General features: G+C 32.0%; 24 protein-coding genes. 19 read left to right on the top strand and 5 right to left on the bottom strand.

The window, feature by feature from the left end:
• Window positions 1-141 precede the first annotated feature (141 nt).
• Both pyrF and QLQ95_RS15395 read right to left on the bottom strand, forming a co-directional pair.
• Window positions 142-969, bottom strand: coding sequence for an orotidine-5'-phosphate decarboxylase (gene pyrF, locus QLQ95_RS15400; protein ID WP_095929849.1), 828 nt, complete (start codon window positions 967-969; stop codon window positions 142-144).
• Window positions 970-1,081: 112 nt separating this feature from the next.
• Window positions 1,082-3,265 carry a DUF5723 family protein gene (locus QLQ95_RS15395; RefSeq protein WP_482500496.1) on the bottom strand — a complete coding sequence of 728 codons (2,184 nt, stop codon included), beginning with the start codon at window positions 3,263-3,265 and terminating at the stop codon, window positions 1,082-1,084.
• 152 nt (window positions 3,266-3,417) lie between these two features.
• Here QLQ95_RS15395 and QLQ95_RS15390 point away from each other — a divergent pair, with 152 nt between their 5' ends.
• The 11 genes from QLQ95_RS15390 (at window position 3,418) to QLQ95_RS15340 (ending at window position 10,019) form a co-directional block, all read left to right on the top strand.
• On the top strand, window positions 3,418-3,891 hold the full coding sequence (locus QLQ95_RS15390; RefSeq protein WP_095929847.1) for a Dps family protein: 474 nt from the start codon (window positions 3,418-3,420) through the stop codon (window positions 3,889-3,891).
• A 108-nt stretch (window positions 3,892-3,999) separates the two neighbouring features.
• Window positions 4,000-4,185, top strand: a complete 186-nt coding sequence (locus QLQ95_RS15385; protein WP_095929846.1) for a CsbD family protein — start codon at window positions 4,000-4,002, stop codon at window positions 4,183-4,185.
• 159 nt (window positions 4,186-4,344) lie between these two features.
• Window positions 4,345-4,896, top strand: a complete 552-nt coding sequence (locus tag QLQ95_RS15380) for a helix-turn-helix domain-containing protein (protein ID WP_095929845.1) — start codon at window positions 4,345-4,347, stop codon at window positions 4,894-4,896.
• A gap of 21 nt (window positions 4,897-4,917) precedes the next feature.
• Window positions 4,918-5,367, top strand: coding sequence for a response regulator (locus tag QLQ95_RS15375; RefSeq protein WP_095929844.1), 450 nt, complete (start codon window positions 4,918-4,920; stop codon window positions 5,365-5,367).
• 13 nt (window positions 5,368-5,380) lie between these two features.
• Window positions 5,381-7,168, top strand: coding sequence for a sensor histidine kinase (locus tag QLQ95_RS15370; protein WP_095929843.1), 1,788 nt, complete (start codon window positions 5,381-5,383; stop codon window positions 7,166-7,168).
• A gap of 249 nt (window positions 7,169-7,417) precedes the next feature.
• Window positions 7,418-7,987 carry a DUF4142 domain-containing protein gene (locus QLQ95_RS15365; protein ID WP_095929842.1) on the top strand — a complete coding sequence of 190 codons (570 nt, stop codon included), beginning with the start codon at window positions 7,418-7,420 and terminating at the stop codon, window positions 7,985-7,987.
• Window positions 7,988-8,021: 34 nt separating this feature from the next.
• Window positions 8,022-8,669: a porin family protein gene (locus QLQ95_RS15360; RefSeq protein WP_095929841.1), complete on the top strand. Its 648-nt coding sequence runs from the start codon at window positions 8,022-8,024 to the stop codon at window positions 8,667-8,669.
• A 37-nt stretch (window positions 8,670-8,706) separates the two neighbouring features.
• Complete coding sequence (locus tag QLQ95_RS15355) at window positions 8,707-8,859, top strand: lmo0937 family membrane protein (protein WP_141248143.1); 153 nt, start codon at window positions 8,707-8,709, stop codon at window positions 8,857-8,859.
• 58 nt (window positions 8,860-8,917) lie between these two features.
• The gene (locus tag QLQ95_RS15350; protein ID WP_198856936.1) at window positions 8,918-9,202 is read left to right on the top strand and encodes a YtxH domain-containing protein; all 285 of its coding nucleotides are present in this window, start codon (window positions 8,918-8,920) and stop codon (window positions 9,200-9,202) included.
• A gap of 47 nt (window positions 9,203-9,249) precedes the next feature.
• A complete protein-coding gene (locus QLQ95_RS15345; protein ID WP_008462338.1) occupies window positions 9,250-9,609 on the top strand; it encodes a hypothetical protein in 360 nt (119 codons plus the stop codon).
• Between the two features lie 29 nt (window positions 9,610-9,638).
• Window positions 9,639-10,019 carry a hypothetical protein gene (locus tag QLQ95_RS15340; RefSeq protein ID WP_379798100.1) on the top strand — a complete coding sequence of 127 codons (381 nt, stop codon included), beginning with the start codon at window positions 9,639-9,641 and terminating at the stop codon, window positions 10,017-10,019.
• 383 nt (window positions 10,020-10,402) lie between these two features.
• Here the strand turns inward: QLQ95_RS15340 and QLQ95_RS15335 are convergent, their stop codons facing one another.
• Window positions 10,403-11,734: a DUF5723 family protein gene (locus tag QLQ95_RS15335; protein WP_482500494.1), complete on the bottom strand. Its 1,332-nt coding sequence runs from the start codon at window positions 11,732-11,734 to the stop codon at window positions 10,403-10,405.
• Window positions 11,735-12,286: 552 nt separating this feature from the next.
• Complete coding sequence (prfA, locus tag QLQ95_RS15330; RefSeq protein WP_095929837.1) at window positions 12,287-13,363, bottom strand: peptide chain release factor 1; 1,077 nt, start codon at window positions 13,361-13,363, stop codon at window positions 12,287-12,289.
• A 288-nt stretch (window positions 13,364-13,651) separates the two neighbouring features.
• On the opposite strand from prfA, the gene QLQ95_RS15325 reads away from it, so the two are divergent.
• The 5 genes from QLQ95_RS15325 (at window position 13,652) to QLQ95_RS15305 (ending at window position 17,724) form a co-directional block, all read left to right on the top strand.
• On the top strand, window positions 13,652-14,191 hold the full coding sequence (locus QLQ95_RS15325; RefSeq protein WP_482500493.1) for a hypothetical protein: 540 nt from the start codon (window positions 13,652-13,654) through the stop codon (window positions 14,189-14,191).
• Window positions 14,192-14,411: 220 nt separating this feature from the next.
• Window positions 14,412-14,843 (top strand): hypothetical protein, encoded by a 432-nt coding sequence (locus QLQ95_RS15320; RefSeq protein ID WP_482500491.1) that lies wholly within the window; start codon window positions 14,412-14,414, stop codon window positions 14,841-14,843.
• Window positions 14,844-14,936: 93 nt separating this feature from the next.
• Window positions 14,937-15,977: a ParA family protein gene (locus QLQ95_RS15315; protein ID WP_482500490.1), complete on the top strand. Its 1,041-nt coding sequence runs from the start codon at window positions 14,937-14,939 to the stop codon at window positions 15,975-15,977.
• A gap of 154 nt (window positions 15,978-16,131) precedes the next feature.
• Window positions 16,132-16,842, top strand: coding sequence for an SIR2 family NAD-dependent protein deacylase (locus QLQ95_RS15310; RefSeq protein ID WP_482500489.1), 711 nt, complete (start codon window positions 16,132-16,134; stop codon window positions 16,840-16,842).
• Window positions 16,843-17,301: 459 nt separating this feature from the next.
• Complete coding sequence (locus tag QLQ95_RS15305; protein ID WP_482500488.1) at window positions 17,302-17,724, top strand: hypothetical protein; 423 nt, start codon at window positions 17,302-17,304, stop codon at window positions 17,722-17,724.
• Between the two features lie 127 nt (window positions 17,725-17,851).
• Here the strand turns inward: QLQ95_RS15305 and QLQ95_RS15300 are convergent, their stop codons facing one another.
• Window positions 17,852-18,181: a hypothetical protein gene (locus tag QLQ95_RS15300; protein ID WP_320494015.1), complete on the bottom strand. Its 330-nt coding sequence runs from the start codon at window positions 18,179-18,181 to the stop codon at window positions 17,852-17,854.
• Between the two features lie 106 nt (window positions 18,182-18,287).
• Here QLQ95_RS15300 and QLQ95_RS15295 point away from each other — a divergent pair, with 106 nt between their 5' ends.
• Genes QLQ95_RS15295 through QLQ95_RS15285 form a run of 3 tightly spaced genes read left to right on the top strand, consistent with a single transcriptional unit; the run spans window position 18,288 to window position 19,485 of the window.
• A complete protein-coding gene (locus QLQ95_RS15295) occupies window positions 18,288-18,524 on the top strand; it encodes a helix-turn-helix domain-containing protein (protein WP_111283324.1) in 237 nt (78 codons plus the stop codon).
• 13 nt (window positions 18,525-18,537) lie between these two features.
• The gene (locus QLQ95_RS15290; protein WP_320494013.1) at window positions 18,538-18,954 is read left to right on the top strand and encodes a hypothetical protein; all 417 of its coding nucleotides are present in this window, start codon (window positions 18,538-18,540) and stop codon (window positions 18,952-18,954) included.
• A 6-nt stretch (window positions 18,955-18,960) separates the two neighbouring features.
• On the top strand, window positions 18,961-19,485 hold the full coding sequence (locus tag QLQ95_RS15285; RefSeq protein ID WP_482500486.1) for a hypothetical protein: 525 nt from the start codon (window positions 18,961-18,963) through the stop codon (window positions 19,483-19,485).
• Window positions 19,486-19,563 lie beyond the last annotated feature (78 nt).

Below are 19,563 nucleotides of genomic sequence, written 5' to 3'. Positions count from 1 at the left end.
TTAACAAAAAAGTAAAGCTTATACCCTACTTTGAGAACTTAAGAAACTTTTAAAACACTGTATATAATTTCTTTGTGCACTTTGCGAAAAAACTCAGCGAACTTTGCGTTAAAAAATTATGTTCAAAGTAAAATTGAAACTTTAAACCTGAAACTTTAAACCAATAATCTCAGCCATTTCCTGCTGTACTTTCAAAGCTTCTTCTCTAGCCTTTTCAGCAAAATCGGTTCCTTTTGAAGCGTAGATAATAGCTCTTGCAGAGTTTACCAAAAGACCAACTTTATCATTCATTCCATATTTGCATACTTCAGATAAGCTTCCGCCTTGAGCGCCAATTCCTGGAACTAGTAGGAAACTGTCTGGAACAATTTTTCTGATTTCTGTAAAATATTCTGCTTTTGTTGCACCAACAACATACATCAGGTTCTCGCTGTTTTTCCAAGTTTTAGAAGTTTCTAGAACTTGTTTGTACAATTCTTTTCCATTAGTATTTAAAGTCTGGAAATCGAAAGCGCCTTCGTTAGAAGTTAAAGCCAACATAATAGTATGTTTATTTTCGAATGCCAGAAAAGGCTCTACAGAATCTTTTCCCATATATGGAGCAACGGTTACACTATCAAAATTCAGATCTTCAAAAAAAGCTTTCGCATACATGCTAGAAGTATTTCCTATATCTCCACGTTTTGCATCTGCAATTGTAAAAATATCAGGATAATTTTCATTGATATAATTGATCGTTTTCTGCAAAGACATCCATCCTTTTATTCCGTAAGCTTCAAAAAAAGCGGTGTTTGGTTTGTATCCAACCGTCAGATCGTGCGTTGCATCGATTATCGCTTTATTAAATTCGAAAATAGGATCTTCGGTTTCTAATAAATGCTGCGGAATTTTAGCCAGATCAGGATCTAAACCAACGCATAAAAATGATTTTTTTTGAAGAATTTGTTCGTGTAGTTGTTGTGTTGTCATATTGTATTTTTAGTTCTTCTATTTCAAAGAATTAATTCTTTTTAAAAAGTATGCAAAAATAAAAAAAGCCACTCAATTAAGAATGGCTTTTTACTTTTATCTTCAGAAGCGTTTACAAATTGCCTAAATAAACAATTTCTGTTCTTCTGTTTTCTGCTCTTCCTGCAGCTGTTTTATTTGATTTTACAGGTTTTGTCGAACCATAACCTTTAGAAGTTAAATTCTCTGGATTTACACCTTTTTCGATTAAAAGATCCATCACTACTTTTGCCCTAGCTTCAGATAATTTTTGATTTGCTTTTGCATTCCCAACATTATCTGTATGTCCGTTAATAGTAAATTTTGCATTTGGATAATTTCTTAAGATTTCTTTTATCGCATCTAATCTTCCAGAAGTTTCTCCTTTTTTAGCATCGTTTAAAGTTGCTTTTCCAGTTGTAAAGAAAATAGATCTTGCTTCTACTTTTAGCTGCGCTAAAGTTTCTTTAGTCACTTTTGGACAACCTTTATTATCTGCTGGACCAGCAACTGTTGGACAAGCATCATCTTTATCCAAAACGCCATCCTTATCTGCGTCTAATTCTGGACAGCCTTTATTTTCTGCTGCACCTGCTTCGTTCGGGCAAGCATCATCTTTATCCAAAACCCCATCTCCATCAGTATCTGGCCATGGACATCCTTTATTTTCTACAGGACCAGCAATTGTAGGACATGCATCTACATTATCCAATAAAGTATCTCCGTCACTATCTTTCCAAGGACAACCTTTATTTTCTTTTGGTCCAGCCACATCTACACAAGCATCATCTTTGTCAAAAACACCATCTTTATCTGTATCTGGCCAAGGGCAACCACCATTTTCAGCAGGACCAGCAACTTTTCTACAAGCATCTTCTTTATCAATTACACCATCACCGTCTGTATCTTTAAATTGTTTTTCGTAAACTGGAATCTTCATTCCTAAGTGAAAATCAGCTCCTTTAGAGTTGCTAGAAGCTAAATTACTCAAAATAGAACCAGAACCAATGAAGAATACTCCTGCACGCAATCCTGCTCCAGCCTGCATACCGCTATATTCCATGTAAGTCATTGGCAAATAAAAACTAAACCATCTACTTTCGTAACGTGGCGTCAATGTAACTCGATCTGCAATTCCGTAACCATTCAGTTTACTGCCAGAAACAAGATTAATATCTCCGTTAAGGTTCAAATAGAATTTATTGTACATATTCCAATCTGCATCTGCTCGAATAGCAGTTGGTAGATTTGTTTTTACTCCTTTTGAAGTTGAAGTTTTGGTATAATGTTCATTTAAGAAATCATACAAATCTTCTGCATCATCAATCATTTGTTGCGTCACTACTCCGTTTACATTGTAAGTGTCAACTTTTGAGTTTTTATAATTGATAGATCCGATATCTGTTACCGATAAACCGAAACGCAATTTGTATTTATTTAAATCCCTAAAATTATTATCTGCTGGTTTTGCTTTTTTAAGATCATATTGATCATAGTCAGGTCTCCATTCGTAAACCAATCCAAAATCAAAACCAAATCCGCGTGATTTTGAATCAAATTTGTAATCATCATTTGCTTCCCAATCTTGACTTCCTCCAACCGTAACTTCACCATTTGAAATTAAAGAACCTTCTTTTGGATCTGCTGAGTTTTCAATATAAGCCACATTCACATTTTTTCCGTGAACATATGCATTTACACCACCTTGAAGATATTTAGCCGTTAAACCTCCTTTTAAAAAGTGCTGGTCTTTTTGAAACAAAACTGCGGCATATGAAATTCCAAGTTCACCCCAAGAATGAGATGCTGCATTTGGACTTCCTAAATTATAATTGAAGCTATCAGACTGATCTAATCCGTCTTTTACCTGATCGATAAGATACCCGTTAATTTTTCTGATGTTAGAAACAGATCTTGCTCTTGTAAAAACAGCCAGAGAATGTTTTGGCGCAATATTAAACATAAAAGAGGGCCCCATAATATCAAAATTTGCCAATCCGTTGTTAGCATTTTTTGCAGAAACTTTTGACTGGCTTTCAAAATCGTACCCGTCTTTGTAAACATCAAATAGTTTAACACCATATAAGTCATTTTCTACAGCACCACTAATTGAGAACAAATTAATGTCTGTTTTAAAACGTGAATCTACAATAGAAGCTGGATTGAACAAAACACTTTGAACTCCCGCATAGTTGTCATGAAAATAGCCTAAGTAGGATTGTGATTTTGCGGTAAAAGAAATAATTAAAAAAAGTAAAATTGGTAAATGTTTTCTCATTAAATTTAGTTTTAGATGGGCGCAAAACTACAATAATTAAAACCTAAAAGGGTTAAAAAAACATTGAATTCATGTAATTTCTCTGATAAATTATATAAGAAAAAATGGGGTTGTAAAAGTATCTTTGAGAATAACCTAATATACAGATAATTATGAGCCCAAATATTGGAATTACACCAAAAAATTTAAAAAAGAGTGCGTCTATTTTAGCAACAATTTTATCTAACGAAATGACATTATATGTAAAAACAAGAAAATTTCACTGGAATATTTCTGGAAATAGCTTCATGGAATTGCATAAATTGTTTGAAGAACAATATAGAATTCTGGAAGCCAATATTGATGAAGTTGCAGAACGCATTAATCAGTTGGGCGAAAAAACAATCGGGACAATGAAAGAGTTTATAGATAATTCTACTTTAAAAGAATCTCCAAAAGAATATGCTTCACAAAAAACTATGTTGTCTGAACTTTTAGAAAACCATGAACAGCTGGTAACCGAATTTAGAGATTATATTCCGGTTTTTGAAAACGAAACCAATGATGTAGGTTCTGCCGATTTTGTAACAGGACTGTTGCAACAACACGAAAAAATGGCTTGGATTCTGAGAAGATATCAGGAGTAACAAAGACAAAAAAATGAAAATTATGCAACAGTCAGAAAAATAAATGTAACATAAAGCCGATTGATAATTTGCAATTTTACAATACAATAATATATAAAAAGAGATATCATGAATACTACCGAAATAAAAGGAAACTGGAATGAGCTGAAAGGTAAACTGAAACAAAAGTTTGCAACTCTAACAGATGATGATTTGATGTTCGCTGAAGGAAAAGAAGACGAAATGTACGGAAGACTTCAGCAAAAACTGGGAAAAACAAAAGAAGAATTTCATCAGATCCTGTCAGAATTGTAAATCCTTGCAACTCAATCAGGGAAATACCGTCTAGTAAGAAAATATTAGACGGTATTTTTTTGAAAAATTTATTTTAAAATCACATTTCCGTGTAATTCTATACCATTTAAAAGCAAAAACACCAAAAAAAATAAGTATCTTTAACCAAATTTCTATAAAATGAAACTATTTATAAAGTTCGACATCAATACTATTTGCTCTCTTTATTTAAAACAAAATCTGGAACAAAACAACATAAATTTTACAACTCTGGGTTTTGGTGAAATTGAGATTGAAGACAATCTTGATGCTGAAGCATTGGATAATTTAAAAACTAAATTGGCTCCGTGTGGTTTTGAAGTAGTTGAAAATCAAAAAAGTGTCTTAGTCCAAAAAATAAAAGATGCAATTATTGAACTTGTTTTTATGGATGACAATAATAATTATAAAAGTTCTGTATTTTTGGCAGAAAAATTAAACCACAGTTACGGTTATTTATCTAATGTTTTCTCAGAAGTTACATATTCTTCTATTGAAAACTTTATTATTTTACAGAAAATTGAAAGAGCGAAACAGTTGATTATTATCAACGAAATGAGTTTGACCGAAATTGCTTTTTTACTAAACTATTCGAGTGTTGCACATTTGAGTACGCAGTTTAAAAATACAACCGGAATTACTCCGTCTGCTTTTCAGAGAATTATTAAGAAACGAAGAGAAAATTTAAAATAAAAACCCAAATACCACATTAAAATGCAAAAAAACGCATTACACATTTTATTGGCCGATGATGATGAAGATGACCGTCTTTTCTTTAAAGATGCATTTGAAGAAATAAAGATACAAACGAATGTAAATTTTGTTCATGACGGGATGCAGCTCATGGATCATTTAATGAATAAAGACAATAAACTTCCAGATATTTTGTTTCTAGATTTAAACATGCCTAAGAAAACAGGTAAAGAATGTTTGATTGAAATCAAAAAAACGGACCATTTAAAAGATATAATCATTGCGATTTATTCTACTTCTTCTTCCGAAGAAGATATTGAAGATACCTTTATTCAAGGCGCCAATATTTACATCAAAAAGCCAAGCGATTTCAATACGCTGAAAAAAATAATTAATGAAGTCGTGACCGTAAACTGGCATTATCATACTTCTGGTTTAAACCGTGATAATTTCTTGCTGCGACTAAAATAAAAGCATTCCAATAATGAAGTGGATACCAAATTTTAATTCTTCAAACTCTTTGAGAGTTATTTTTGTAATCGCAGTTTTCATTCTGTTATTTCTTTCTTCAATTGCTTACAAACATAATCAGGACTTGAATGAATCAAGCAAACTGGTTATGCATACTTACGAAATCAACATTCAGCTCGAACGATTAATGTCGGCTATAAAAGATGCAGAAACGGGCCAGCGAGGGTACATTATCACTCGCAATGCCCGTTTTTTGACTCCGTACATATATTCCCGAGACAAGGTAAATACTTCATTTATTACCTTAAAAAAACTCACTGCCGATAATCCGAGACAGCAGGAAAATCTCCAGAAACTTTTCAAACTCATTACCCAGCGTTTTGTTTCTTTTGAAAATTGCCTCAAATACAGCGATCCAAAAACATACGATAAAAGAAAATTAGACAATCATATGTTTGGCGGGAGAATCTTAATGGAAAATATCCGTTTTAAGGTGGACGAAATGAACGACATTGAGAAGGATTTTTTAAAGAAAAGACTAAAGATTTACGATTCGGAAATTTCTTTAAGTCCTCTGTTTTCTATTTCTTTATTTCTAGTTGCTTTGAGCTTTATTTTACTGGCTTATCGTCAAATTAGCCGTGATTTTGAACGCCTTAAAGTATTCAATAAAAAACTTCTTATTTCGACAGGTTTAATTTCTGAATCTGAAAATATTGGTAAATTCAGCACTTGGCAATGGGATCTGGATTCTGATAAAATAGATTTTTCAGACAACCAGTTCCGATTATTAGGGCTTGAGCCAAAATCTTTTGCTCCTAACAAAGCAACACTTTTAAAATATGTTCATCCAGATGATAAGGAAGCAGTAGCAAAAGCTATTGACGGAATTATAGAGAAGAAACATCTTCCGTTTGTATATTACAAAATTATACGTCCAGATTTTGAAGTGCGTTACTTTAAAACAACAGGTAAATTAGTAACCGATCAGCAAGGCAGTAAAATCTTGCTCGGAATTAACTTTGACATTACAGACGAGCATCTTCTTAATATCGAATTGCAGGAACGAAATAAAGAATTGGAAAAAAGCAATAAAGAATTGGCTTCTTTCAACCATGTTGCTAGTCACGATTTGCAAGAACCACTTCGAAAAATACAAACCTTTATTTCTAGAGTTTCAAGTGCCGACAAAGAAGTTATGTCTGAAAGCGGTAAAAATTACATTACCAAAATAGAAAGTTCGGCAAAAAGAATGCGTGTTTTAATAGACGATCTTCTTTTATTCTCTAGAACCAATACAACCAAAAAGGAATTCATTAAAATGAATCTGAATGAACTTCTGGACAATGCCGAATCTGAACTGGCTGAAACTATCGAAGAAAAGAAAGCCGTTATTCAGCGCATTGGAAAACTTCCGAAGCTTGCGGTAATTCCGTATCAGATCGAACAGCTGTTTATCAATTTAATTGGAAATTCATTAAAATACAGTCAGCCCGATGTTGAACCTGAAATATCTATTTCTAGCGAAAAAGTAAGTTCTTCAGAATATCCAGAAATATTAGAACAGTCGGTAAAGAAATTTCATAAAATTACTTTTACAGACAACGGAATGGGATTTGACCCACAGTTTAAAGAAACCATTTTTATTCTCTTTCAGCGTCTCCATTCTAAAACAGATTATCCAGGAACCGGAATCGGATTAGCAATCTGCAAGAAGATTGTCGAGAACCATAAAGGACATATTGTAGCCGACAGCACTTTGGGCAAAGGCTCTATCTTTACGGTCTTTCTACCAGATTAAAATTTTATTTTTATTTGTAAGAAAAAAAATCTCCTACATTATATCGAAAAACAGAAAAAGAAATTATAGAAAAACCTATAATTTCTTTTTTTTTATACCAAACCCAAACTTCACAAACCATTGATTTTAAAAGGATAAACCCTTGAAAAAAATCTATTATGGGAATTATATAACGATTCATTTTTATGCTGTAAAGCAAAATCTTTCATTCGTTAGCATCTTTGTAATGTAATACTTTAAGAAGTAATAATGAAAGTAATTTCCCCCATGAAGGCGACATATTTTAAAGTCTTTTTCTTAATCTTATTGGTACTATGCATCACATCTTGCAGAAAAATTAATCCGATTGAAAATACTTTGAAGAATCAAGCTTTTGCAAAAAATGAAAGAGAAGAAACAGAAGTCTACTTTTTTATTTCTACGGCGAATATTAGCAAATCTATTATTTCAAAAAGTCAAATTGCACAACAAAAAAGTTCAGATGTTATTGTTCAGGAATTAAGTAAAAGAATTGAACTCCAAGAGAATCAATTGTTGGATCAAATAGCCAAATTGGCCACATCAAAGCTCATTGTTATTACTGAAATAAACGCCACGCACAAACGAGACCTGTACAACCTCATAGACGCAAGCAATAATGATTTTAACAATATCTATTTAAACGCCATGACAGAAGCCATATGCGACCAGATTGAGTTATTTGAGACTATTTCTAGAGAAACAAATGATAAACAAATTTTGGAACTCGTTCTTAGATTTTTGCCCGAACAATATAAACTCTTACGAGAGACTGAAAGAATAAAAAAACAAAATGAATAAACGCCTATTATCTATTAACTAATTATTTTTTACTATGAAATTACAAGCCAATTTTTTATGCGCCTTAACACTTTTTTTATCAGCATCATTTGGAATGCTGCACGCTCAGGACAATAATGTAAATACCGAATTCGGTGTAAAAGGAGGATTCAACATGTCTAACTTATATGGCAGCGGAGACGACGTAGATGATAACAATATCTTATACGGATTTAATGCCGGAGTTTATGCTACACTTCCTATTTCAGACTTTGTAGCGATTCAGCCAGAGATTTTGTTTACAACAAAAGGTTCAGAATTAGAATACAACAATGCTTTTGCATCTGGAAATGCAAAATTTAGATTGAACTACATAGAAGTGCCACTTTTGGTTAGAGTAAATGTTACTAAAAATTTCAACATTCATGCCGGTGGTTACGCTTCTTATTTAGTAAGCTCTAAAGTAAGCGGAGACGGAAGTTTTGATTTTGACCAAGATATTGACACAGATGATCTAGCGAAATTTGATGCAGGTCTTTCTGCTGGTGTTGGGGTAGATTTTAACCCAATCAGCGTTGGATTACGTTACAATTACGGTTTAACTACTGTAGGTAAAGAAAGAACAGTTGCAGGAACTACATACACGTTTCCTGATGCAAAAAACAGCAACTTGACTTTATATCTTTCTTATAAGTTAAACTAAAAGAAAAACTGATTATTAACCACTAAAATAAAAAACCATGTCAAACTTATTATATACACTCGCAGTGATTCTGGTGATACTTTGGGCTCTTGGGTTCTTTGTTTACAGTTTCGGAAGCATAATCCATATTCTGTTAGTAATTGCCATTATTGCCGTATTGCTTCGACTAATTAAAGGTCGAGAAATTTAAAAATCACAATTTATTAAATCAACAAATTATTAAATATTAATCCATTAAATTATTTATTATGAAAACTAGTAGCACAATTTTAGGAATTTTAGGAGCCGCAGCGGCGGGAGCATTCATAGGTGTTTTATTTGCACCAGACAAAGGATCAAACACAAGAAAAAAAATCAAAGATAAATCAAAAGATTACGGTGATAATCTAAAAACAAAATTTGATGGCATTGTAAACACGATTACTTCAAACGGTAAAGAAATTATCGAAGAAGGAAAATCTAAACTTAACCAAGTTAAAGAAGATTACAACACGCTAAAAGACGATGTTAAAACAGTAAAATCAAACTATTAATAAGTAGAATTAATTAGTGAAATTTTCAAACCATAAAACCCTATATCATGGAACCAAATGCAACAACAAACGAGAATTTAAATCTTTATGAAAAAGCAGAAAACTATGCTAAAACAAGTTTAGAATTACTTAAACTAAAAACAGTGTGTTCTGTTGCTGATGGTGCTTCATCATTGGCTTCAAAGATAGCGATTGGTATTGTTGTTGCATTTTTTACTTTGTTCCTAAATATCGGGATTAGTTTATGGATTGGCAAAGAACTTGGAGAGTATTACTATGGCTTTTTTATCATGGCGCTATTTTATCTTATTTTGGTAATTGTGGTTGTAAAATCACATCATAAACTGATAAAAACTCCTATTGGAAATACTATCATTTCAAGTATTCTAAAAGAAACAAAAAACTGATTTAATTAACCTAAAAAACCGAAAAAACTATGGAGGCTATTTACACTATTGATCAGTTAAATCAAAAAATTGAGGAACTAGAAATTCGCCAGGACACAGAATGGTGTGCTATAAAAGACGAGATTAATGAAATTAAAGACAATTTAAAGCCCATTAACCTCATTCGAAACACGGTGGAAGAAATCAACGAAACGGTTGGTTTTAAAAGCCACATAGCTCAATCTGCCATCAGTATCGGAATTGGTTATTTAGCCAAAAGATTTATTGTCGGTAAAGGCGACTCGATGTTTAAAGGTGTTTTAGGCTCGATTGTTCAGCTTATTGTAACCAATCTGGTTTCGAAACCTCATCATGATTCTTCTGAAGAAGAAGAAGAAGAATCATCACAATACGAATCATCTAGAGAGTAATTTGTCTAACTTAATTTAAATTATTATGGAAAAGTTTAGCGAAATAATGATAAAAAATGGCGTTTACGTTTACTCGAATCTATATAAATGTTTTGAATATACGAGAGTATTTTTAGGCGTCTAACTCCATCATACGTGTTTGGGGAAACGGTTGATGGGGTGAAGACCTTCAATATATTTTTTTAAGATACTAAGTTGCTAAGATTCTAAGGTTCTAAGTTTTATATTTCGATTCTTTAATCTTGCTTACTAATCTTAAAAAGAAAACAGCATCTACAAAGTAGATGCTGTTTTTTTTATGTCTTCAATTTCATAAACTAAGAAACTTAGCGTCTCAGAATCTTAGCAACTTAGTAACTAACTATCTCAGCATCTTAGAAACTCTATCTATAATCCTGATAAATAGGCAATTTTAAACCAGCGTAAATATTACAGCCTTTTGAATTGTTTGAAAACATATTGGAGAAAAGAGTTCCAGAACCAATAAATATTGGACCCGCTCTAAAACCCGCTCCTATTTGAGTTCCGCTGTATTGCATATAGGTTACAGGCACGTAGAAACTAAATTGTCTGGTTTCATATCTCGGCGTAAAAGTAACCGAATTGGCAATTGCGGTTCCGTTTACTTTTTTGGCATCTACTAAATTGAAATCACCGCTTAAATTCACATAAAATCTTTGGTCGATATTCCAGTCCAAATTGGTGTGCAAAGCCGTTGGAAGATTTGCTTTTACTCCTTTTCTTGAAGATACTTTAGTATAGTTAGAATCAAAAAACTCAAAAATATCGTCTGCATCTTCAATATCTTGCTGCGTTACCCTTCCTGTAATATTATAAGTATTCTCGACAATGTTATTATAGTTTAGTTTTCCAATATCGGTTATAGAAGCAGCAGCTTTAAACTTATAACGATTTCCTGCGCAAGAATGGCAGTTTGTACGATATTCGTAGGTAAAACCTAAATCTACTCCTACTCCAGCCGAAGCGGCATCAAACTTAGGATCATCTCCGTTAGCATAATCATAACTTGCCGCTGTTCTTATGGTTCCTGTCGAATAATATTCGCTTAACAAAGGATTGGCTTCGTTTTTATTAAAAGCCACACTTAAATCATTTCCGTTAACGTAGCCGTTTACTCCCGCCATTAAATACTTTAGAGTAATACCACCTTTTACAAAATGATCATCACGATCAAACAGGACAGTAGCATAACTCGCTCCTATCTCGGCCCAAGAATTCGAAACAGCATTAGGGTTTCCGCCCGTAATTAAAAAACTATTGGAAACATCTACATCTTTATTCACCTCATCAATAAGCTGTCCGTTTATGCCCACTAGACTCGTAACACTTCGTACACGCGTAAAAAGCGCAACACTATGTACAGGCGTAATATTGAGCATTACAGAAGGCCCCATGATATCTACATTGAAATTCCCTCTATTGTTCGATTTGAAATTTTTGCTTGCATCGGTTTCCAGATTGTAACCGCCGTCTAATACGTCCATCATATTAACTCCATACAAATCATTTTGTCCAGTTCCGCTGCCAGATCCAAACGTAACGTCGGCTTTGTATTTCGAATCTACAATATTGGACGGATTAAACAATGCGGACTGAATTCCGGCATAATTATCATCCCTGAATCCGAAATACGATTGCGATCGCGCATAAAAAAAGCTCCCAAAGAAGCAAAATAAAAGTAAAGTTTTCTTCATAAATTAATGTTAGTTGGTTGGTTAATAGGGCAAATATGAGGCAAAAAAATTAAAAAAATAGATTTTTTCTAAAGTTGCTAAGGTGCTAAGCCACTAAGGTTCTAAGTTTTACAAACTAGTATTATAAATCTTACTTCGTAAGATTCTTGTGTAGTATTGGTCTTTATTTTTTTAAGGTTCTAAGATTCTGAGATGTTAAGATTCTAAGGTTTTTCCAATCTTTGGTATTTTTTCGATAAAAAAAGCCGAACAAAATATTCGGCTTTAAATAAATTGAGTTCAAAGAGAAAAACTTAGAATCTTAGCAACTTTAACCAATTCTTTGCGTTCCTGCGGTTGAAACCGCTGGCTATGTTTTTTTTGTGCTAAGATTCTGAAGTACTAAGGTTTTAAGTTTTCCAATCTTTGGTTATTTTTTCCATAAAAAAAGCCGAACAAATGTTCGGCTTTAAATATAATTTATGTTCAAAAAGAAAAAACTCAGAGCCTTAGCAACTCAGAACCTTAGTATCTTAGTATCTTAGAATCTTAGTATCTTAGCATCTCAGAAATTTAGTAAACTTCTGACGCTTCCTTCAATTTCTCCATATTATTAACCAACTGAAGCTCAGAAACAATTTTCTGAATATCACCATTCATAATATTTCCTAAATCGTAAAGCGTTAAACCAATACGGTGATCAGTTACACGACCTTGCGCATAGTTATACGTACGGATTTTTGCCGAACGGTCTCCAGAACTTACCTGAGAACTACGTTTTTTAGCATCTTCTTCCTGCTTTTTGGCCAACTCCATTTCGTACAAACGAGAACGTAATACCATCAAAGCTTTATCTTTATTCTTGTGCTGCGATTTCTCATCCTGACATTGCGCTACCAGTCCTGTTGGAATGTGCGTTAAACGTACAGCCGATTTCGTTGTATTTACCGATTGTCCTCCAGGTCCAGACGAACAAAAGAAATCGACACGAACATCGTTCATATCTACCTGAACATCAAACTCCTCCGCTTCTGGCAAAACCATAACTGTTGCTGCCGATGTATGCACACGACCTTGAGTTTCTGTCTGCGGAACACGCTGTACACGGTGAACACCCGCTTCAAACTTCAAAGTTCCGTATACATCCTCTCCAGTAACCTCAAAAATAACCTCTTTGAAACCTCCAGAAGTACCCTCGTTCATATCTACAACAGATGATCTCCATCCCATAGATTCGCAATATTTTGTGTACATTCTAAACAAGTCACCAGCAAAAATACTCGCTTCGTCCCCACCCGTTCCGGCGCGAATCTCCACCATAACGTTTTTCGCGTCTTCAGGATCTTTAGGAATAAGCATAAATTTGATTTCCTCCTCCAATTCTGGCAGACGTTCTTTTGCTTCATCCAATTGCATTTTGGCCATTTCCACCATTTCAGCATCACTTCCGTCAGCAATAATTTCGTTTGCTTCGTCAATATTTGCCAAAATTACAATGTACTCTTCTCTCTTTTCAACAAGCGCTTTAATCCCTTTATATTCTTGATTAAGCTGCTTATAACGTTTTTGATCAGAAATAACATCCGGCTGAATAATCAAATCCGAAATCTCATCGAAACGCTGCTTTACATATTGAAGTCTATCTAACATTTTCTAATTCCTTTTATTGGACGGCAAAATTACAAAATTTTTATCGAAAATTCTAGTGTTCCTTTTTTAGGGAATTTAAGTTGAATGTTTAGTGGAATTATAATGATTTTTAGAAGCTGTTTCCTGCTATCCGTTACAATCTTTTGTGCCGAACCCCGGCACAAAAGGATTTTCACTTCTATCAGGGCTAGGGCTTTGGTTTTCATAATTACGTTTACGGTTTTCCGTAATGTATTTAGATTTTATGTTCTTAGTTTTGAAAAATAACTAACAATCACAACTTAAAAAATGAAAAAACTATTTACCATATTCTTATTGCTATTTGTTATAACTCAAAATTATTCTCAAGACAAGAATTCTTTAACGCGTCAGTTTATAGAGAATGCAGAAATCACTCAAATAAATAAGGATTGGAATATAAAAGCCGAATTTACAACTGGATTAAAAGAGGTGTTAGTTTTCTTTCCTGTTGAAGCAATTGATTTAAAATCAAACAAAAAAATAAAATCATTACAAGTAGAAATGGCATTAGCCGAAAACTATTTTAAATCTTCTTGGATTGATTTGAATGAAGTTGATGAATTTATATTATTTATTGAACAATATGTTATTCCCAATCTTAAAGACAAAACTCAAAAAAACCAATCAACTACATATATATTTAATTCTAAAGAAATAACATTTAGTTTTCATATTCAAAATACGTCTAGAAGAATATCAATATATCTTAAAGACAATGGCGTTACAGATTATAGACGTTATTTCTGGACAGAATCTCAGGTAAATAAAATTCCGGAGTTACTTACGATGTTGAAGGAGATTAAATAAATCTTCAATTTAAAATAATCAGGGGTTTTTACGCGGTAGTAGATTTAAATTAAATGCGATGTTTGTCTTTTATTAAAGAAATTATTGTCTTCAGAAAAGCCTTTAAATTTAAAAACATTCATAAGTTACAAAGCTTCTAGGTTTAACCCAAAATAAAGGAAAACAACAGGACAAATAAATACAAACTAACAAAAATTTTAAACCTCAGATATAATAAAATATGACAAAAAAAGAGTGGATAGACAATAATTTAAATTTCTATCACATAACACAGACTAGTAATATCCCATCAATCTTAGAAAACGGTTTGCTTAAGGGAAATGAAAATCCATTCGGAATATGCGTAATAAGAAGTAACCATCCAGAAATTATAGAATATTTATGTCAAACAATGCTTATCACAACTGATGAATTAAATTTTTCTATTATTCAAATTTCTCCATCAAGCCATAACCTCACATCTTCTGAAATTGGCAATGATAATGTTGCTGAAGTTACAAATCCTCTTCATAATTACATTCGAAGAAGTAGACTATCAATAGCACCCGAAAATGTAATTTTAAACTTCTCGACAACAGCAAATAATATTCTAGATTTGCAAGCTGTGGAACAAGAATTACTCAATCTCGGTATTATAGAAAATTTAGAATAGACTTCTGTTAATAGACTTTACAAAACTTTATTAAATATTTTAAAAAATATCGAGCGTATCAATGTACGTAAACGTAAACATAAAAACAATAATATGATATCAATAGCCATGTTTAACAACAAAGGAGGTGTAGGAAAGACAACACTTTCTTGTAATATCGCTTCATTTATTGCTGACAATTTAGATAAAAGAGTTTTAATTGTAGATTGTGATCCACAATGCAATACTACTCAATTATTAATGGGACAAGAATTTTCATCGGAATTATATTGGGGTGAAAATGGAGCAGAAAAAAATGTTAATAATTACTCAACAATTAGTGATATTTTACAACCAATCGAGGATGGTGATTCTCAAATAAATAGTAAAATCAAAGTTGTTGACAAGAGTCTTAATAGGTTCAACATTGACTTAATCCCAGGAAATCCAAAATTTTCTATTATTGAAGACCGATTAGGTTCCGCATGGCATGATTTGCTAGGTGGTGATATTGGAGGAATCCGTAAAACAAACTGGAATACATTTTTAATTGAAACTCTAAAAGATGAGTATGATTATATTTTCTATGATTTAGGTCCAAGTCTTGGTTCTATTAACAGAAGTGTTCTAATCGGATGTGATTATTTCATTACGCCAATGGGAACAGATATTTTTAGCATTCTCGGAATTAAAAATATATCTGAATGGCTTACTAGTTGGATTGCTTTATATGAAAAATCATTAACACTAGCGGAAGATAGATTTACAGGAAGATTAAGTAGTTTTAATATTTCTCCAGAAATTAAAATCAAAAAAGGTTATTTAGGCTATACCATTCAACAGTATATTACAAAAAGTAAGCAAGGAATTCGCCGACCAACAAAAGCTTATGAGGAAATTATCAACAATGTACCATCAGTCATTGGAACAACATTCGAAAATTTTTTAAAAGATGGTTTGGCGAAAGATGATTTTAAATTAGGTGATGTTCCTCATTTATATAGTTTAATTCCGTTAGCTCAATCAAACTCCTCTCCAATTTTAAAATTAAAAGGATCAGATGGATTAGTTGGCGCTCAATTTAGACAGCAAGAAGAATATAAAATCATTCTATCTCAAATAGTTGAAACAATTATTAGTAATCTTCAAAAATAGCTATATGAATTAGCCAAAAGCATTAATAACAGAACTTACAGCTAGAAGATGTATAATTTTTCTTGGAGCAGGTGCATCTGCAGGTGCAACTTCTTCAGACGGTTCAAAAAATCCTCCAACATGGAATCAATTATTAAATAAATTGATTACGCTAATGAATAGTGATGTTGACAAACCAATAATTACCGACTACGTTCAAAAAGAAAAATTTCTGGAAGCCGCAGAAATAATAATTAAAAATATTTCACCTGCAAATTTTTCACAATTTATACGAGAGGAACTAATAACCCCCAGATATCAACCATCAGATATTCATAAAGCAATTTTAGAAATAGACCCAAAAATTGTTATTACAACAAATTACGATGATATTTATGATACATTCTGTCGCACAGGTGCTGCTCAAGAGGGATATAATGTTTCAAAATATTATGAAAGTCATATAACATCAGATTTACGTTCACCTGTAAGACTAATAGTGAAAGCACATGGCTGTATTTCTGATGTCTCAAAAATAGTTCTTACAAAGTCTCAATTTTTTAAAGCGCGACAAGAAAATTCGAACTTTTATAAGGTACTTGATTCACTATTTTTAACCCATACAATTCTATTTGTAGGATATAGCTTGACTGATCCAGACATTCAATTAGTTCTAGAAAATGCAAATATATCCGCACCCAGTTCACATCCTCATTATTTTGTAACTGGTAATAATCTCAATCAAGCAATCAAGGATGCAAATAAAAAAGCTTATAATTTAGAATTTGTAGAGTTCACTGCTGGTAATTACGATGAATTAACCGAAGGTCTTTTTGAATTAGCAGAAAATGTTAAATCATTACGAGAAATCAATCCTTCAATATAATTGAAATACCCGATAGCGCGGATTGGCAATCCGTGCCCCCGCTCCACGAAGTCTTAAACTGAAACGCTACGCAAATGTCTCTGACTTTGCGTTTTTTTGTTTCTTATAAATCCGAAAACCACTCAAAAGTCTCCCGACTTTTTACGAATCGTTCTAAAATGATTATTTTTATAAGCACGAATGATGTAAAGTCAGAGACTTTGAGACATTTCTGTTTTCAAATTAATGATAGCAAAAATGGCACAGACATTTGCGCAGCGTCGAAAAAAAACAAATCAACGTTCTAAACCCGATAGCGCGGATTTGCAATCCGTGCCCGCAAAAATAAGACGCAATAAAAATCATTAAAACAAAACCACAAAAAAAACATAGCCTTTGTTTTATATTTGCAAAGCACAAACCAATCTTTGCGGGCACGGATTGCAAATCCGCGCTATCATATTTTAAAAACAGAATATAATGAACTCTCCTGAAGAAGAAATAGAACAGGAAAAACAAATAAGAATCGTCGGAAAAATAATATTACCTATATTATTTCTTACTCTTATAGGCGGATATTTCATGGAGAATTCAAAAAGTTATATAGATAGAAAATATCATGAATTTCAAAATTATAGTTTTTCTGGAGAAATTTATAAAAAAGAAGAAGATCAAAGTGGCGGTGGATGCAATATTGCCAGATATCTACATTTAAAAACAGGAATAATACACAGAGTTAATTGTTATATATACCCAGACATGAAAATTGGTGATTTTGTTTATAAAAATATAAAATCAGACACGGTATATTATGTAAAAAAAAATGGCGATACAATTAGACAAAACGAAAATCCGTATTACAAAAAATATATTGAATCAATGAAAAAAGAAAATCAAAAATGAACGAGACTAAACCAAAAAAGAAAAATTGGCTCAAAATTTTCATAGATAACTTACTTGATTTTATTCTAAAATAAAAAATATGCGCAAAAGTCTAAAAAACTTATTGCGCTTTTTTTATTTCAAAAAATCACAACTGAGCCTTACACAAATCATCCAATAACTCCATTTCATCCTCAGGCAATAATTGCAAGGCAATTTCAAGCAAAGTCATTACATTGACATTATTGTCTTTTGTAAAACTCGACAAACTGTTTGCATCAGGATTAAGTAAAATAATACTTGCTTTTAGCAAATCTGAAACCATTAGATTTAATTCGTTATAAGAAGAAACTTTTAGCGGTATTGTATACGAGTTGGTTTCTTTTGGAACTGGTTTTAGTTTGCTGAAGTAGCTTCCTTTATTTATTAATTCTAACAATTCTGCGGCTCTTTCTTTATTTTCTATTTCTATTTTCATGTAAGATTTATTTCACAATTAAAAACAAATATATAAAAAATCAGTAACATACAACCCCTTTTTTACATTCACTTAAAAACAATCGATTACTTGTAATTTCATTTCTATGAAAAGAGAAAGAAAAAGTGAAATTCCAGAAGTTGTAAAAGACCTAGGAATCAAGATTAAAGATATAATTGAAGAAAAGAAATTCAAGAGACGAGAGGTTGCTCATGATGCAGAAATGGATGTTGAAAGTCTAAGAAAATATATAAAAGGCTCGCAAGAAATGAAAGTAAGCACTTTGTTTAAAATTGCACAAGCTCTAAAAATTCATCCAAGTGAATTGATTAAGGATTTGTAATCACGAAAAATTAATGAATACATCTAAAACTATATTAGGAACCATTATTCCGATAGCGATTACAACACTAATTGTTATGGGATTCTTTTTCATTAATCAAATCTTCTTTACTGAACCAAATATAGCTTGCGAAACTTATCAGCTGAGTAATACAACTTACTTAACATATGCCTTAATAATAATCGCTTTTACTAGTTTTTACCAAATTTCTATTGGCAATTTTATTCTTAAGCAAGATAAAAATAGTTTCGTTCTAGGTTTGTTAAACAGTCTTACTTATGCCCTTTTTTATATTGGAATTTTAATCCTAATAAATTTATTTCAAAGAAAAATAGAATGGGATTTCTTTCTTATTTTCTTTTTATTATTTTTTATTTTGGGTCTATTGTTTACTGTATCAATTAAATTGTGGCGAAAAATTGTATTGTAATAAGACATGGAAATTAAGCTAAATTCTGACGAATATATCGATTTTTCGATACAGAAAAATAAATATCTTCCTTTTAAAGTTGAAGATTTATTAAAATTAATAATTATCGTAATGTTTTCTTTTTTTGTTAGTCAAATCTTTTATGATATAAAAAGGTTTAATAAACAGTTCTCAATAACTGATTTAATTCCTTTAGTAATGATGTCAAGTGTTCTTATTATTTTAATAGTTAATTTTTACAAAAGGTTTTTAGTTGCTTATAAATGGGAATATATCGTTACAAATCAAAGATTAATTATTAAAAACCATAAAAATTTAATCGAACATTCTTTTTATTTTAATTCTTTTCCTTCCTTGAATTTTGAAGAAAACGCATATGGAAATGGTTACTTAGTAATTGGAGAAAAAGAACCTGTATTTTTAGGATCATCACGTTTAAATCTTAGTGAAAATGACATTGTACTATATAACATCTTAAAGGTTAAAGAAATATATTCTATTTTGAAATCAAAAATTACAAATACCCGATAGCGCGGATTTAAGATTGCACATGCTTTAAAAATTCATCCAAGTGAATTAATTAAGGATTTGTAATATTCTGTTTTTTTA

This window comes from Flavobacterium sp. B330r (genome assembly GCF_056824325.1).
This window is presented reverse-complemented; position numbering and strand designations above follow the sequence as displayed.